This window comes from Nocardioides sp. AN3 (genome assembly GCF_054653495.1).
Genome location: NZ_BAAIGC010000039.1, coordinates 26,455 through 41,972 on the forward strand (window position 1 = coordinate 26,455; position 15,518 = coordinate 41,972).

Annotated in this window: 12 protein-coding genes; 5 read left to right on the top strand and 7 right to left on the bottom strand. The window is 71.1% G+C overall.

The annotated features are described in order from the left end of the window. Positions 1–172 precede the first annotated feature (172 nt). On the top strand, positions 173–1,144 hold the full coding sequence (locus tag ACYQ1K_RS25275) for a DUF559 domain-containing protein (RefSeq protein WP_459986282.1): 972 nt from the start codon (positions 173–175) through the stop codon (positions 1,142–1,144). Positions 1,145–1,407: 263 nt separating this feature from the next. Here ACYQ1K_RS25275 and ACYQ1K_RS25280 read toward each other — a convergent pair whose 3' ends face one another. Continuing rightward, positions 1,408–3,489 carry a RecQ family ATP-dependent DNA helicase gene (locus ACYQ1K_RS25280; protein WP_459986284.1) on the bottom strand — a complete coding sequence of 694 codons (2,082 nt, stop codon included), beginning with the start codon at positions 3,487–3,489 and terminating at the stop codon, positions 1,408–1,410. A gap of 326 nt (positions 3,490–3,815) precedes the next feature. Here ACYQ1K_RS25280 and ACYQ1K_RS25285 point away from each other — a divergent pair, with 326 nt between their 5' ends. Continuing rightward, on the top strand, positions 3,816–6,311 hold the full coding sequence (locus ACYQ1K_RS25285) for a class F sortase (RefSeq protein ID WP_459986285.1): 2,496 nt from the start codon (positions 3,816–3,818) through the stop codon (positions 6,309–6,311). Positions 6,312–6,446: 135 nt separating this feature from the next. On the opposite strand, the gene ACYQ1K_RS25290 is transcribed toward ACYQ1K_RS25285, so the two are convergent. From ACYQ1K_RS25290 to ACYQ1K_RS25300, 3 genes are all read right to left on the bottom strand, one after another. Then, the gene (locus ACYQ1K_RS25290) at positions 6,447–8,396 is read right to left on the bottom strand and encodes a M13 family metallopeptidase (RefSeq protein WP_459986286.1); all 1,950 of its coding nucleotides are present in this window, start codon (positions 8,394–8,396) and stop codon (positions 6,447–6,449) included. Positions 8,397–8,443: 47 nt separating this feature from the next. Continuing rightward, positions 8,444–9,730, bottom strand: coding sequence for a M15 family metallopeptidase (locus ACYQ1K_RS25295; RefSeq protein WP_459986287.1), 1,287 nt, complete (start codon positions 9,728–9,730; stop codon positions 8,444–8,446). A 74-nt stretch (positions 9,731–9,804) separates the two neighbouring features. Continuing rightward, the gene (locus tag ACYQ1K_RS25300; protein ID WP_459986288.1) at positions 9,805–10,557 is read right to left on the bottom strand and encodes a maleylpyruvate isomerase family mycothiol-dependent enzyme; all 753 of its coding nucleotides are present in this window, start codon (positions 10,555–10,557) and stop codon (positions 9,805–9,807) included. 50 nt (positions 10,558–10,607) lie between these two features. Here ACYQ1K_RS25300 and ppgK point away from each other — a divergent pair, with 50 nt between their 5' ends. Next, a complete protein-coding gene (gene ppgK / locus ACYQ1K_RS25305; RefSeq protein WP_459986290.1) occupies positions 10,608–11,381 on the top strand; it encodes a polyphosphate--glucose phosphotransferase in 774 nt (257 codons plus the stop codon). Here the strand turns inward: ppgK and ilvA are convergent. Next, positions 11,365–12,606 carry a threonine ammonia-lyase IlvA gene (ilvA, locus tag ACYQ1K_RS25310; protein WP_459986291.1) on the bottom strand — a complete coding sequence of 414 codons (1,242 nt, stop codon included), beginning with the start codon at positions 12,604–12,606 and terminating at the stop codon, positions 11,365–11,367. The genes ppgK and ilvA overlap by 17 nt on opposite strands. Before the next feature lie 13 nt (positions 12,607–12,619). Beyond that, positions 12,620–13,492 carry a hypothetical protein gene (locus ACYQ1K_RS25315; RefSeq protein WP_459986292.1) on the bottom strand — a complete coding sequence of 291 codons (873 nt, stop codon included), beginning with the start codon at positions 13,490–13,492 and terminating at the stop codon, positions 12,620–12,622. A gap of 271 nt (positions 13,493–13,763) precedes the next feature. Here ACYQ1K_RS25315 and ACYQ1K_RS25320 point away from each other — a divergent pair, with 271 nt between their 5' ends. Both ACYQ1K_RS25320 and ACYQ1K_RS25325 read left to right on the top strand, forming a co-directional pair. After that, positions 13,764–14,234 carry a pyridoxamine 5'-phosphate oxidase family protein gene (locus ACYQ1K_RS25320; protein WP_459986293.1) on the top strand — a complete coding sequence of 157 codons (471 nt, stop codon included), beginning with the start codon at positions 13,764–13,766 and terminating at the stop codon, positions 14,232–14,234. 77 nt (positions 14,235–14,311) lie between these two features. Continuing rightward, the gene (locus tag ACYQ1K_RS25325) at positions 14,312–15,070 is read left to right on the top strand and encodes a hypothetical protein (protein ID WP_459986294.1); all 759 of its coding nucleotides are present in this window, start codon (positions 14,312–14,314) and stop codon (positions 15,068–15,070) included. Positions 15,071–15,115: 45 nt separating this feature from the next. Here the strand turns inward: ACYQ1K_RS25325 and ACYQ1K_RS25330 are convergent. Beyond that, on the bottom strand, positions 15,116–15,518 hold a 403-nt coding region (locus ACYQ1K_RS25330; RefSeq protein ID WP_459986295.1), incomplete at its 5' end, for an NAD(P)(+) transhydrogenase (Re/Si-specific) subunit beta.

Consider the following 15,518-nt stretch of genomic DNA (forward strand, 5'->3'; position numbering starts at 1 on the left):
TGCACCGTGGTTCCCTCAGCCGCCAGCGCGTATGACATCTCCGCCGCGGTGGGCCAGCCAGTCGCCCGCTCCGGGCCAGTCGTCACGCACAGCGACTCCCTCCATCCGATGAACTCACAGGCCACAGCGGTACGGCGGCCGTCCGCCGGCGACCTCCGCGAGGGTGGCGCCTATGAGCCGCGCACCTGCCGACCCCGAGACCCCGCTGCCCACCCGCGCCGAGCGGCTGGCGAATCTGCGACAGCTCGGCGCCGGCCAGGCGATGATCGTGACGCGCCGTCAGGCGTATGCCGCGGGCTTCACGCGTGGCGAGGTCAGAGCCCAGGTCGCTGCCGAGCGGTGGCGGAAGGTCGGGGTGCATTGTCTGGCACTCTTCACCGGCGATCTTCCGCACGAGGCGCACTGCTGGGTCGCGGTGTTCGAGGCAGGACCACGCGCCCAGATCGACGGTGAGGCCTCGCTGCTGCTCGCCGGACTCAGGAACTACGACGTCGACCTGATCCGCGTCTCCGTTCCACGCGGTGCCCGTGTGCGCCATCGGGGCAGCCGTGTCGACATCCGCGAAACCCGCCGTTGGCGTGCCGACGACCTGGCCGACGGGCCAGGTCCTCGTCGCACCCGCAACGCGGTCGCGGCGATCCGCGCTTCCCTCTGGGCGCGGTCGGACCGCCAGGCGGCTCTTCTTCTGACGATGACCTCCCAACAGTCGCTCGCGAGCGTCGAGGAGATGACCCGAGAGCTGCTCCGAGTGCGACGCGACCGACGGCGGATTCTTCTCGCGACGACGCTTCTCGACCTCGCAGGCGGAGTGGGCTCGCTTCATGAGCTCGACGTCTTGCGAGGGTGCCGTGAGCGCCGCCTGCCGGAACCCGATCTGCAATCGCTGCGGCGTACGCCCGCCGGCTCCTACTATCTGGACTTCCGCTGGGAGCGGTGGGGCGTGGTCGTCGAGGTCGACGGCATCCAGCACGCATGGGCGACCAATGTCGTCGGCGACTCCTTGCGCCACAACTCGATCGCCATCGACGGAGACATCGTCCTCCGCCTCCCGGTGCTCGGGCTGCGCGTCTGCCCTGACGACTTCTTCGACCAGGTGGCGCAGGCGCTCAGGGCGCGGGGATGGTCACGCGCCGATGCTGCCTGACGCCGGTGCGCCCGCTCGGAGGTCATACGGTGCGGTCGCCAGAGCAGCCACCCCGCATGACCTTCTCAGCCCAGGCCCCGGGACGTCATACGGTGCGGTCGCCAGAGCAGCCACCCCGCATGACCTTGTCCGCCCCGGTCCCGGGACGTCATGCGCGGGGGTCGCCAGAGCAGCCACCCCGCATGACATCCGCTCCCGGGCGCCCGCCCCAGACGCTCGGACGTCATACGGTGCGGTCGCCAGAGCAGCCACCCCGTAGGACGTCAGCCGGACACGGCCAGCGTCAATGGCAGCGCGGCGTCGGCGCCGGCCTCGCGCAGCGCCTTGGCGGCGAGCGTGAGGGTCCAGCCGGTGCCGACCAGGTCGTCGACGAGCAGCACCCGCGCGCCGGGGTCGACGGCGGCCTGCAGGGAGAAGCGGCGGCCCACGGCGGCGACCCGCTGGGCGGAGTTGACCGCGCCGCGGTCGGGTTCGACGGTCTCGTCGACGATGGCATAGGTGCCGGCAATCGGGATCCGGAGGTAGCGGGAGAGCCCCGACGCGAGGTCGGCCACGAGCGTGGGCCGCCGGGCGGACTCGACATGGATGATCGCGTCGAGCTGCGGGCGCCACTCGCCCAGCACCTCAATGACGGCCTTCACCAGGGACACCGGAACGGGCCCATCGGGCGTCTCCTCGCGGAAGAGCTCACGGAGGGCTTGGCCATGACCGAGGTCGGTGAGCCGGGCGATGGCGCGACCCTCCTGGGGAGGGGTCGCGATCTTCCCCTTCAGCGCGATGCCGATCCGATCGAGGCCCGTCGGCCACATCTTCTTCGGCTCGATGACGACACCAGGCCTGGCGAGGCGCTCACCAGCGGAGGCGACGGCGGCTTCCGACACCTCCATCGACAGCGTGAGACCGCCGCAGTTGTCGCAACGCCCACAGTCGGCGGCCTCGGGATCGTCGAGCTGCTCGCGCAGGAACCTCATGCGGCACTCGGACGTGCCGAGGTAGTCGAGCATCGCCCGCTGCTCCCGCTCACGCGCCTGGGCGACCCGGGCATAGCGCTCGGTGTCGTAGAGCCATTGCTGGCCGGTCGCCTCCCAGCCGCCCTGCACGCGGCGGACGGCCCCGTCGACGTCGAGCACCTTCAGCATCGTCTCGAGTCGGGTGCGGTTCAGCTCGACGTACGTCTCCAGGGCCTGGGTGCTCAGCGGCCGGCCGGCCTCTTCGAGCGAGGCCAGCGTGCGTCGCACCAGCTCCTCACGCGGGAAGGCGAGCGAGGCGAAGTAGGCCCAGATGTCGCGGTCCTCGACGCCGGGCAGCAACACGACGGAGGCCGGACCGGTGATGCCGCGACCCGCGCGGCCGATCTGCTGGTAGTAGGACACGGGCGACGACGGCGCCCCGAGGTTGACGACGAAGCCGAGCGGAGCGTCGAAGCCCATCCCGAGTGCGCTGGTCGCGATGAGCGCCTTGATACGGCCCGTGGCCAGGTCCTCCTCCAGCGCCTGGCGCTCGGCGGTGTCGGTGCGGCCGGAGTACGCCGCTACATGGTGCCCACGAGAGCGCAGGTAGTCCGCCACCTCCTGTGTCGCAGCGACCGTCAGGCAGTAGACGATGCCGGAGCCGGGCTGCTCGGCGAGATGCTCGGCCAGCCAGGCGAGTCGCTGCTCTGGTGTCGTGAGCCGGACGACGCCCAGGCGCAGCGTCTCCCGGTCGAGCGAGCCGCGCAGCACCAGGACGTTCTGCCCCAGCTGCTCGGCCACATCGGCCGTCACCCGGGCGTTGGCGGTGGCTGTCGTCGCGAGCACGGGAATCCCCGCGGGAAGGTCACCGAGGAGCGTGCGGATCCGCCGGTAGTCGGGGCGGAAGTCGTGACCCCAGTCGGAGATGCAGTGGGCCTCGTCGACCACCAGCAGCCCGCACTCGGCCGCAAGCCGCGGGAGCACGGCGTCGCGGAAGCCGGGGTTGTTCAGCCGCTCCGGGCTCACCAGGAGGACGTCGACCGTGCCGGCGTGGATGGCCTCCTCGATGGTCGACCAGTCCTCGATGTTGGTGGAGTTGATGGTCGCCGCCCGGATGCCTGCCCGCTCCGCGGCCGCGATCTGGTTGCGCATCAGCGCGAGAAGAGGGCTGACGATCACCGTCGGGCCGGCGCCCATCTCGCGGAGCAGGAGGGTGGCGACGAAGTAGACGGCGGACTTGCCCCATCCGGTGCGCTGGACAACGAGCGCCCGTCGCTTCTCCTCGACAAGCGCGGAGATCGCGGACCACTGGTCCTCCCGCAGCTCGGCGTCGGGACGTCCGACAAGAGCCCCCAGGTGCTCCTCGGCGCGGTCGCGAAGGGTGGTGACGGTCATGGCCACCTGTCTATCAGCCGACGCCGACGATGAAGGCGCCCGTCCCCAGCCTCTGTGGAGAGCCAGCCCCTGTGGAGAGCGGCCAGCTCGTCGGCGCGCGCCGTGCCAGTGTGGGCGCTCGCACGTGGCACCAGCCCGGCCGAGGCCTCCAGCCCCGGCCGACCTGCGCACGCGGGCCGGCAGGGCACTCGACTTTGCCGGTTCGGACCCCGCCGGCCCGCCACCCACTGAAAGGGCACGTGCATCTTGCCAGACAACTGGCTCCTCTCCGCGGACTCACTTGCCGGTTCGGACGTGGAGAAGGAGCCCCACTGAAAGGGCTCATCGTGAAGGAGAAGACTGCCCGGCATCGCCGGGGCATGGGCTGGCGGGTGCGCCGGCCCTGGAGGCCGCGACGCCTCACGGCCGTGATCGCGGCGGTGGCGGCGGTGTGCGGCATGGTGACGGTCGTGTCGGTGACGCTCGCGTCGACCGGCTCGGCGGCGGCGCCGGTGATCAACCTGGGCGGGCGCGTCACCGACCCGGGCTTCCGGGGCGTCGTGACCTCCCGCGGCCAGCAGCTGGGTGTCGCGCGGCTCGGCAACGGCACCTACGGGGTCTGCTTCGACACCGGCGCCAGCCACCCGTGGCCGCCCGGCACGCCGGCCTCGTCACTGAGGACCAACCCACGTGTCGGCTACTTGCTGTCGACGTACATGGGACGTGCCACGACGGACGCGCACTATGCGGCGGCCCTGTGGTGGGCGACCGGCCTGGATCTGGGCGTCAACCGGTATCCGTCGGCGATGCGCGACTCGATCAGTCAGATGAAGGCCGACTCCGCGTCGACGTACTCGGCGGTCAAGGCCCTGCACGACCGGATGCTCGCAGAGGCGGCCGCCTTCGCGGCCGGCACGCAGGGCTATGACACCAATGCTCTGAAGATCACCTACACAGGCGCGACCACCCCCTTCGGACGGCCCGGCGGCTGGGGCACCGTCACCGGCGTCGGCGTCCGGTCGGCGTCCGGGCAGTGGGTGCCGGGCCACCCGATCAGGGTGACGCTCAACGGCGCGACGTTCCGAGGTGGGACCTCCACCGTCTGGACCGGGACGACCGGCACCAGCCCGACGACGCTGACGTGGGTGCAGACGAACCCAGGCGCAATGAGCGCGACGATGACCGTCAGCGGGCCGGCCGACTACCGCTACCGGCTGCACGACGCGGGCAACAGCACGCAGAGGGTCGGGGTGTCGTCGGGGACGATCACGGCGGAGAGGACGACGTACGCGCCGGCGCAGGTGGCCTATGCGAGAGCCCGCAAGATCGACGCGGCCACGGGCGCCGCCCTCGGCGGTGCTGAGTTCACCGGATGGATCGACGGCAACGGCGACCGGACGGCCCAGTCGGCCGAGCTGCCGCGCACGCTGACGAGCGCCGCAGCGGACGGCTTCACCCCGACGATGACGGTCTTCTTGGGCGCCCAGGTCTGCTTCCAGGAGACCAAGGCGCCCGACGGCTACGACCTCATGACCGCCGTGTCCTGCGTGACGGCGACCGGCGCGAGCACGGCCGCCTCCACCGTGACGGTGAGGGACAACCTGGTGACCACCAGCCCTCGCCTCTCGACCCAGGTCAACCATCAGGTGGCCAGCATCGGGACGACGCTCGAGGACACGGTCCAGGTGAGCGACACCGGTGGCGAGGACCTCACCGGCGAATGGAGGCTCCTCGGACCGGTCCCACCGGTGCGGGGCGCCTGCGCCGGCGCCGCATGGGCGAAGGCCCCGACCGCCGCCTCGGGCACCTTCACGGCGACCGGTGACGGCGCCTACCGCGTCGGCAGGCACACCGTGCGCAGCTCCGGCTGCTACACCTACGTCGAGCGGCTCCAGGCAGGCCCGAGCTCGCCGGCCACGGACTGGACGTCGCCTGGCATTCCGACAGAGACGACGCTCGTCAAGGCGGCACCGGCCCTGTCGACCCAGGTCAACCATCAGGTCGCAACAGCGGGCGTCGTCCTGGTCGACCGGGTGCAGGTCACCAGGACCGGTGGCGCGACGGTGACGGGGCGCTGGCGACTGCTCGGCCCGATCGCGGCCCGCGCTGGCAGGTGCCGTGGACTCTCCTGGGCGAGGGCGCGCGTGGCGGGCTCAGGCTCGTTCAGCGTGCGAGGCGACGGCTTCTACGACGTCGGGAGCCACCGGGTCTCCCGCGCCGGCTGCTACACCTACAGCGAGTCACTCGCTCCCTCGGCGAGCACAGTCGCAACGGGCTGGACGCGTCCCGGCCTGCCAGCCGAGACGAGCGCGGTTCGCCCGCGAGGAGTGCCGGTGCCCGCACACCCGACGGTGACCGCAGGCGGCCACGGTCCGCTCCCGGACCCCCTCGAGCGTGCGGGCGCACCGGCCCGCGTGCGGATCCCGAGGGTCGGCCTGAGCACCACCCTGACGCCGACGGCCTTCCGCGGCTCAGAGCTGCCGCCCCCGGCGAACATCGGGATCGGCGGGGTGTGGTCCGGTGGCGCATCGCTCGACGCGGTCGCAGGGACGAGCGTCCTCGTCGGCCACGTCTCGGACGACCACGACCGACCAGGTGCGTTCAAGCGTCTCTGGGGCGTGCACCGCGGCACCGTCGTCATGACCCGTGACCACGGCGTCACCACCAAGTGGCGGGTCACCACGGTCACGAAGGTCCGCAAGGGCCACCTGCGCCGAGGGCTGTTCGCCCAGTCCATGGCCCGTCGGCTGGTGCTCATCACCTGCACCAACCGAGTCACCCACGGCGGCTACTTCCACTACACCTCGAACGAGGTGGTCGTCGCGGTCCCGGTCCGGCGATGAGACCGGTCGCTCGCTGAGGAACGGCCCCGGCCACCCGGCGCTCCAGCAGGACGGGAGAGCAGGGTGGCCGGGCGTGGGCACTCAGCCGTCGAGGAGGGGCTATCGAGGATGGCTATCGAGGAGGAGCGAGTCGGCTCACCAGATCCGCACCCGGTCCGGCTGGTCGAGCCAGAGCCCGTCTCCGGGCATCGTGGCGAACACCTCGTGGAACTCGTCCAGGTTCCGCACGATGTTGGCGCGGAACTCCGGCGGGCTGTGCGGGTCGATGGTGAGGAACTGCTGAGCCTGCTCCTTGCGCCGCTTGGTGCGCCAGCAGAACGCCCAGTTGGTGAACAGCGCCCGTCGCTCCTGGACGGTGGCGTCCTCCTTGGCGATGAGGAAGGCGGTGTGGGCGATGGTCAGCCCCCCGAGGTCGCCGACGTTCTCCCCCACGGTGAGCGCACCGTTCACGTGCTCACCGGGCACGTCGCGGGGCTCGAAGGCGTCGTACTGCTCGATGAGGGCCTTCGTGCGCAGCTCGAAGGCGGCCTTGTCGTCGGCGGTCCACCAGTCGTTGAGGTTGCCGAGGCCGTCGAACTGCGCGCCCTGGTCGTCGAACCCGTGCCCGATCTCGTGGCCGATGACCGCGCCGATGCCGCCGTAGTTCTCCGCGAGCTCGCCCTCGGGGTTGAAGAAAGGCTTCTGCAGGATGCCGGCCGGGAAGCAGATCTCGTTGGTGCCCGGGTTGTAGTAGGCGTTGACGGTCTGCGGGAGCATGAACCACTCGTCGCGGTCGACCGGCGAGCCGATCTTGCCGAGCTGGCGGTCGGTCTCGAAGGCCGACGTGGCGAAGACGTTCCCCAGCAGGTCGCCGGGCACGATCGAGAGCGCCGAGTAGTCGCGGAACTTCTCGGGGTAGGCGATCTTGGGCCGGAAGGTGTCGAGCTTCTCGAAGGCCCGCTGCTTGGTCTCCTCGGTCATCCAGTCGAGCTTGGCGATGGAGACGCGGTACGCCGCCAGCAGGTTGGCGACCAGCTCGTCCATCTGCGCCTTCGACGACGGAGGGAAGTGACGGGCGACGTACTCACGCCCCACCGCCTCCCCGAGCGCCCCCTCGACGAGCGCGACCGCGCGCTTCCAGCGGGCACGCAGCTCGGGGGTGCCGCTGAGGGTGCGGCCGTAGAAGTCGAAGTTCGTCTCGACGAAGTCGTCGGTCAGGTAGGGGGCCGCCAGGCGCAGCACGTGCGAGGTCAGCCAGGCTCGCCAGTCCTCGATCGGCGTGCTGGTCAGCACGCCCTCGAGGTGCTCGAAGAACGAGGGCTGGCGCACCGTGGTCTCGAAGAGCAGCTCAGCCGCGCTGGTGCGACCGGCCGAGACGTTGGTGACGTAGACGTCCCAGTCGAAGGACGGCGTCAGAGCGGCGACCTCCTCGAAGGTCCGCAGGTTGTAGGTCTTCTGGACGTTGCGCGTCTCCGAGCGCTCCCAGTGTCCGGCGGCCAGGGCGGTGTCGATCGCCAGGATGGTGCGGGCCTTCTCGCCGGCCTCGGGCACGCCGGCCAGGCCGAGGAGCCGCTCCAGGTAGGCGACGTACTTCTCGCGGACCTCCGCGAACTTCTCGTCGCGGTAGTAGGACTCGTCGGGAAGCCCGAGGCCGCCTTGGAGCAGGTTGACGACGTAGCGGTCGGAGTTGCGGTCGTCGGTGTCGACGTAGGAGCCGAACAGCCCGCGGCCGCCGATCCGCTCCAGCTCACCGAGGAAGGCGGCGAGGTCCCGCACGTCGCGGACGCCCTCCACGGCGTCCAGCAGGGGCCGGGCCGGCGCCAGGCCGGCCGCCGCGATGGCGTCGGTGTCCATGAAGGCCGCGAAGAGGTCACCGATCTTCTGCGCCTCGGAGCCTGGTGCGGCGTCGGTGGCCGCCAGCTCCTCGATGATGGCGCGGACCTGCTCCTCGGCGACGTCGACCAGCTGCACGAACGGGCCCCAGCTGGACCTGTCCGCCGGAATGTCGATGGTCTCGAGCCAGGTGCCGTTGACGTGCCCGAAGAGATCGTCCTGCGGTCTGATGGACTCATCGAAGCCGGGACGTGCGTCGTCAAGTGTGCTCACATCGTGAGCCTATGTCAGCGAGCGACCCGTGTGGCTCGGACGTTCGGTCATCCCGGGTGGACGATTCTGTTCATCTCGAAGTGCATGGGGTCGGTGTAGTGCCACCGGCCACCCCAGGTGAAGCCCCACTTCTCGAAGATGGCGACGACGCTGCGGTCCATCTGCCCGACGGTCCCCCGCTGATTGCCGGGGACGTTCAGGTCGAGCGCGAGGCCGAAGGCGTGGTTGGACAGCGACTGGGTGCCGGCGATGAACCGCGGGTAGTAGCAGCCGGCGTACTGGTTGCGGTGGATCTTGCCGGTCAGCCCCCGGCTGATGACCTCGCCGAGCGCGCCCCTCAGTTGCGGGAAGATGGCCTTGTTGCAGGTCACGGGCCCGAGGATCGGGACGACCTGCGTCGTGATGTGGCTGCGCACCCAGGTCGCCGAGGGGATCACGCGGCCCCCCACGACGGAGTAGGTGTAGTCGCCGACCGCCTGCGCGACGGCGCCATAGAGCACCGGCATCTGCACGGCCTGGGGGTCGAGGCCGTACTTGGCGACGGCGTCGAGCCGCTGCACCGACGCCCGTGGGCCGACGAGGGAGCGGATCGGGCCCACGACGCGGTCCGGTGCGGTCGAGGTGGTCGTGACGAGGAGGGCGTTGCCGGGCTTCATGCCGAGCGCCTTGCCCCACTTCTGGTTGACGACGGCGTCGACCGCACCGGCGATCTGAGGCGCCCAGGCACCGACGTGGATGCGGGGAGCGTCCGCGTCTGCCCCGAGCTTGAGGTAGCCGTCGTCGTTCGGGACGAGCGTCCTGTGCAGGCTGGGGTCGACCGCCACCTCCCCGCCGGCGATGCGCTCCCAGAGCGCCGGGTTGTCGGCCGAGAGCAGCGGCGTGAAGTTGCGGTACGTCGCGGGGTCGACGGCGACGACCTTGATGAGCCGGTCCTCGACCGACGGGTTCGCCATCGAGATCTGCGCGACGCCGGTGACGCCCTTGGTGTGGCGCACCCGGTCGACGACCGCGGTCGGGATGGTGTCCTGGGCCAGGACGAGCACGTCCGCCGGCACGAGCGGTCCGGACCGCGGCCCGGGCGGCGCGACGGCGTGGGCCGGGTCCGCCACCGCGGTGGCGGAGGACGACGTCGCCATCGGGGAGGCCAGGGTGCTCGCGGAGGCGGAGGACGACCCGGAGGACGACCCGGAAGGATCAGCCGAGCCTGCGGTCGCGGGGCCGGACGCGTGGGTCTCCGCGCCAGCGGACGGCGATCCGTCGGTGTCCTGGCACGCCGCGAGCGCGAGCAGCCCGAGGATCGCGGCTACCAGCCGCACCCCGTGACGCCTACCCATGCCGGACCTCCCCGGCGGTCAACCCTAGAGGCTCGGCCAACCGCCCGACGCCGGAACGCTCCAGACGCCGTCGTTCACCAGGTGACCCGGGCGAGCTCGGTCCACTCGGGGACGTCCACGGCGTCGGCCCCGCGGTTCCAGAGTCGCAGGTAGAGCTCGACCACCGAGCCGGTGAGGATCCAGTCGGCGTCCTGCGGCGCGGGGCCGGTACGCCGGCCGCTCACCGCCGGCTGGGAGGAGATCCTGACCTCCCACCACTCGTCGCGGTCGTCCGGTGCGACGACGAGCGTGCCGGGCGGGTCGGTGCGCAGCCGTGACTTCGACCGGGTGAGGAACCCGCAGAGGAGCTCGTCCACCCCGTCTGCGGCGAGGTCGGGGCTCATCCAGACCTCGTCGACGCGCGGCGGCCTGCCGAGTGCCGCCGAGAGCGCGTCGACGGCATGGATCGTGGTCTCGTGGCACTGCCGACGGGCCCAGAACGGCTTGGGACCGGGAGCGTCGTGGAGGAACACGACAGTGCGCACGTCGTCGGCCGCCTTGGTCCAGGCCGTGACGAGCTCGATCGCGCCGTCGGCCAGCCACTCCAGCGGGTCGGGGTCGGCGAGGCCCGCTCGCTCCAGCGTGTCGGGATCGACGCGCTCGCCGCGCAGGTTGGCGGCCGCCCAGCGGTGCACCATGCCCTGGTGGGCGATCAGGTCGCGGACGGTCCAGCCCGGACAGGTCGGCACCTGCGCGGACAGGCCGGCTCGGTCGGCGTACCGCACGAAGGCGAGCATCGCCTCCCGGAGCCCCTCGAGGTGGCAGGCGGCGGTCAGCTGAGTGGGCACGCCCCTAGCGTGACAGTGCGAGTGTGGGTGGCGCCGCCTATTTTGGAGCCATGACGACTGGGGCGTTCGGCATCGACTTCGGCGGCACGGGGATCAAGGGCGCTCCGGTCGACCTCGAGAAAGGGGAGTTCGCGGCCGAGCGGGTGCGGATCAAGACGCCGGCGAAGTCCACGCCGGAGGCGGTGGCTGAGATCTTCGTCGAGCTCCTCGCGCAGTTCCCCGCGAGCGAGGGCCCCGTCGGCGTGACGGTGCCGGGCGTCGTACGTCACGGGGTCGTGCACTCGGCGGCGAACATCGACCCGGCCTGGATCGGCACCGACGCCGACAAGCTCTTCACCGAGGCCACCGGCCGCGACGTGCACGTGGTCAACGACGCGGACGCGGCCGGTCTGGCCGAGGTCCGCTACGGGGCGGCCGCCGGCCGTGGCGGCCTCGTGATCGTGACGACGCTCGGCACGGGCATCGGCAGCGCCCTGATCAACGACGGCATCCTCGTGCCCAACTCCGAGCTCGGCCACCTCGAGGTCGACGGTCACGACGCCGAGTCGCGGGCCGCCAACAGCGCCCGCGAGCGGGAGGAGCTGAGCTGGGAGAAGTGGGCGAAGCGCCTGACGAAGTACTACCGGACGCTCGAGCGGCTCTTCTCCCCCGACCTCTTCCTCGTCGGCGGCGGGGTGTCGAAGGACAGCGACCAGTTCCTCCCGCTGATCGACATCGACACCGAGATCATTCCCGCCACGCTGCTCAACAAGGCGGGCGTCGTCGGGGCGGCGCTGTTCGCGAGCGAGTCCCCAGCGTCCGAGCGCGTCAATGCAGGAAGGTGAAGAGCGGGCTGTCGTAGGGGATCTTCTCGATGACGAGACTGGTCGCCGTCATGCGCTCCAACAGGCCCTCGATGCCGTCGGCGTGGTCGAGGTCGATGCCGATCAGCGCCGGTCCGGTCTCGCGGTTGGACTTCTTGATGTAGTCGAACACCACGATGTCCTCCCCCTCGGCCAGCACGTGGTCGAGGAAGCCGCGCAGCGCGCCGGGCTCCTGCGGGAAGCTCACGAGGAAGTAGTGCCGCAGCCCCTGGTGCACGAGCGCGCGCTCGATCACCTCGGCATACCGCGACACGTCGTTGTTGCCGCCTGAGACAAGCGCTCCGACCCTGCCGCCCAGCAGGCCCGCGTCGGCGACCTGCTCCAGCGCGGCCGTCGCGAGCGCTCCGGCGGGCTCGGCGATGATCCCGTCGACCTGGTAGAGCTCCAGCATCTCGGCACAGATCGCGCCGACCTCGACGGCGACGACGTCGTCGACGAGGTCACGGACGAGGGGGTACGTCGTGGCGCCGGCCAGTCCGACCGAGGCTCCGTCGACGAACGTGTCGAGCTCATCGAGCCGGACCGGGGCGCCGGCGGCCAGCGCCGCGCTCATGCTGGCGGCGCCGACGGGCTCGACGCCGATGATCCGCGTCCGTGGTGAGGTGTGCCGCACCCAGGTGGCGACGCCGGAGAGCAGCCCACCGCCGCCGACGGGCACGACGACGGTGTCGAGCGGAGCGCCGGCCTGCTCGACCAGCTCGACGCCGACCGTCCCCTGGCCGGTGATGGTGCGGGGGTCGTCGAAGGGGTGGACGTACGTCGCCCCCGTGCGCTCGGCCAGCTCGTGGGCCGCGGCACTGGCCTCGTCGTAGGTGCGGCCCACGAGACTGAGCGTGACGTGGGAGCCGCCGAGGGCCAGGATGCGCTCCCGCTTCTGCCGCGGCGTGTTGGTCGGCACGACGATGTGTGCCTGCGCACCGAGCCGCGCGGCGCTGATGGCGACGCCCTGGGCGTGGTTGCCCGCGCTGGCGCAGACGACGCCGCGCTCGAGCTCGTCGGCGGCGAGCGAGCTCATCAGGTGGTAGGCACCGCGCACCTTGTAGGAGCGGCCGAGCTGGAGGTCCTCCCGCTTGAGCAGCACCTCGACGCCGTAGCGCTCGGAGAGCCGCTCCGAGCGGTCGAGCGGGGTACGACGGGCGATGGTGCGGCCCGCGGCGGCGGCGATCTCGTCGGGCGTGACACTCACGGCCGCCAGTCTGTCAGCCGCCGCGGCCGCTCGGGCCGGCACCTCGGCGACCGGCGGCGCCGCGCACCGCCCGCCACCAGAGCGTCAGGGGGACCACGGTGACCGCAGCGACCACGACGAAGAGGACCGATCCGCCCGTCGTGGCGACGTCCGAGGCCGGCGCTGCGCGGTGGCCGAGCCACTGGTCGACCGCCACCGTGACGGCCTCGATCTCCCAGAAGACGAGGCCGGCGCCGGCGAGGACGACTCCGAGCGGGTGGCGTCGGGCGAGCATCACGCCGACCAGCCCGAGTGCCGGGAGCCAGACGGCCAGATCCTGCACATAGATCGGGTTGGTCGTCAGGCCGGTCCCCGCAAGGAACGCCGGCGGGTGTGTGCCGAGCTCGGGAACGATGCGCGCCAGCCAGGCGGCGGCGTTGAGACCGACCACCACGAGGATGAAGGTGGCGATGCCGCGCACCGGGAGGCCCGGTGGCGGCTCGAGCCGCGGAAGTGGGTCGACGAGCGCACTGACCAGCGACCACAGCGCCGTGCCCAGCAAGGCGACGTGGACGAGGAAGAGCGCGTTGAACGGTGTCGCGTAGACGAGCAACATCGCGTTGTAGGTGAGGTGAGCGAGCGCGCCGAGCGCGGCGACGCGGCCCATCAGCGAACCGCGCTGCGCTGCGAGCGTGCCGGTGACCAGGACAGGGAGCGACACCCCCAGCATCACCAGGGCGGTGCCGCGCGCGGAGCCGTTCATCACCGCCGGGCCGGTGAGCACGTCGCCGACGATGAGAAGCGGCACCGTGGCGACAGGCACCAGGAGGACGAGCGCCCAGGTGAGGGCCCGGCTCCGGGTGGAGGGGCGCGTGGACACCTCACTCGTGGCCATCGTGGTCGTCATGCCACCGCCTCCTGTCGTCATGACGCTCGCCGACGTCACACGACGCCGGCGTCACTACGGTCGGCGTCGTCAGCCGTACGCCGGAAGGGTCGTGCGCCCCGAACCGGCAGGGCATTCGGCCTCCCGCTTCGGGCCAGTGGGGGCCGGTGGAGACGGGCGCCGCCGGGCAGGTCGGCGGCTTCGCCGTACGCCGCGGTGCCGCCGACCATGCGCGAGCGCGTCGCTGGGTACCAGCGGTCGCGACCAGACGCTTTGAGGAAGAGGGAGTGCCGTGACCGACGATCGCACGAGGTTCATCGAGCTGATGAAGGACCTGCCCATCGCCATGTTGACCACGTTCGGGCCCGACGGTCCGCGCAGCGTGCCGATGGCGCGCCAGGAGGTCGACGCGACGGCCGAGCTGTGGTTCATCAGTGCCCGCGACACACGCCACGTCGACGACATCGCACGCGACCCGAGCGTCTCGCTGACGTTCTCCTCGCGGGATGCCTGGGTGGCGATGACGGGCCGCGCTGCGGTCATCGACGACCGTGCCAAGCTCGACGACCTCTGGAACACCTTCGCCGAGGCGTGGCTGCCGGGCGGCCCCGGCGACCCCAACGCCGTCCTCATCAGGGTCGCCGTGGACGAGGCCGAGTACTGGGACACCCCCGGCGGCACGATCGCCTCGGTCATCAGCCTCGCGAAGACGAAGCTGACCGAGGACACCTACGACGCCGAGCACGGGACGCTCGAGCCGTAGCCCGTGCGGAGTGACCGACCGAGCCGATCCGGCCGAAACGGCCCGGGACGTGCCGTTCGGCCTTTACTCTGCGGTCCATGAAGAAACTTTCTCTGGCGGCTGCCGCTGCGGTCGCCTCTGTCGCGTTCGTCGTAGCGCCGGCCCACGCTGACCAGACGTTCACCGGCACCATCACGGCCACTGACCCCGTCACCGTGATCACCGAGCCCGACGACGTCACCGAGGCGTGCACGACCCCAGGGGGCGGGACCGCGACCACGCCCGTCGACACGGTCAACCTGACGGCACAGATCGCGGGCAACCGCCGCGTCGTCCTGACCAGCCCCGTGATCGGCACGGACGGCGGCGTGCTCTACGTCTACCGCAACGGAACATGCGTCGGCGCCGACTACATCCCGGACAACACCCAGGAGGAGGCCGCCAACACGATCGACGTCGACAAGGTCGCCTTCGCCGCCGGTGACAAGATCACCGTCAAGATCGCGCTGTTCTCTCCCAGCGGTGGTGCCTGGACGCTCACGGTCGTGCAGCCGGAGCCGGTCAAGGGGGCAGCGTCGGGTGCAGCTGTCGGCAACGGCGCGCGCTATGCGAGCCTGCCGTCAGCGGTGTCATGCTCCTCCCACTCCGCGGTGGTCAAGTTCAACAGGCTGACGAAGCGGAAGGCGAAGTCGGCCGTCATCAAGGCCGGCAACACGAACCTGAAGCGGGTCCGCAGCTTCACGAACAAGAGGGTCCTGGTCCGGCACATCCCGAGCACAGCCAGGAACCTCTCCGTCGTGCTCACGCTGAAGAACGGCAAGAAGGTCCGCGTCCAGCGTTCCTACTGGGGCTGCTGACCCACTGACTCATCCGACCGACCTGCCGGCCTGGCCCCCTTGGGGTCAGGCCGGCACTCGTGTGAGGGCCTGGAGGATGTCGTCGACGCGGTCCTTGGCGTCGCCGAAGAGCATCTGCGTGTTCTCGCGGAAGAACAGCGGGTTCTGGACACCGGCGTACCCGGCGGCCATGGACCGCTTGAACACGATCACGTGGTGGGCCTCCCAGACCCGCAGCACCGGCATGCCGGCGATGGGGCTGGCGGGGTCCTCGGCGGCGGCGGGGTTGACGGTGTCGTTGGCCCCGATGACCAGCACGACGTCGGTCTCGGCGAGGTCGTCGTTGATCTCGTCCATCTCCAAGACGATGTCGTAGGGCACCTTGGCCTCGGCCAGCAGCACGTTCATGTGCCCGGGCAGCCGGCCGGCGACGGGGTGGATGCCGAACCGGACGTTCACGCCGCGCTCC

Excerpts from the sequence above, each read along its gene's own strand:
- ACYQ1K_RS25275 (WP_459986282.1), top strand. The coding sequence starts at position 173 with ATGAGCCGCGCACCTGCCGACCCCGAGACCCCGCTGCCCACCCGCGCC.
- ACYQ1K_RS25280 (WP_459986284.1), bottom strand. The coding sequence starts at position 3,489 with ATGACCGTCACCACCCTTCGCGACCGCGCCGAGGAGCACCTGGGGGCT.
- ACYQ1K_RS25295 (WP_459986287.1), bottom strand. The coding sequence starts at position 9,730 with ATGGGTAGGCGTCACGGGGTGCGGCTGGTAGCCGCGATCCTCGGGCTG.
- ppgK (WP_459986290.1), top strand. The coding sequence starts at position 10,608 with ATGACGACTGGGGCGTTCGGCATCGACTTCGGCGGCACGGGGATCAAG.
- ACYQ1K_RS25315 (WP_459986292.1), bottom strand. The coding sequence starts at position 13,492 with ATGACGACCACGATGGCCACGAGTGAGGTGTCCACGCGCCCCTCCACC.
- ACYQ1K_RS25325 (WP_459986294.1), top strand. The coding sequence starts at position 14,312 with ATGAAGAAACTTTCTCTGGCGGCTGCCGCTGCGGTCGCCTCTGTCGCG.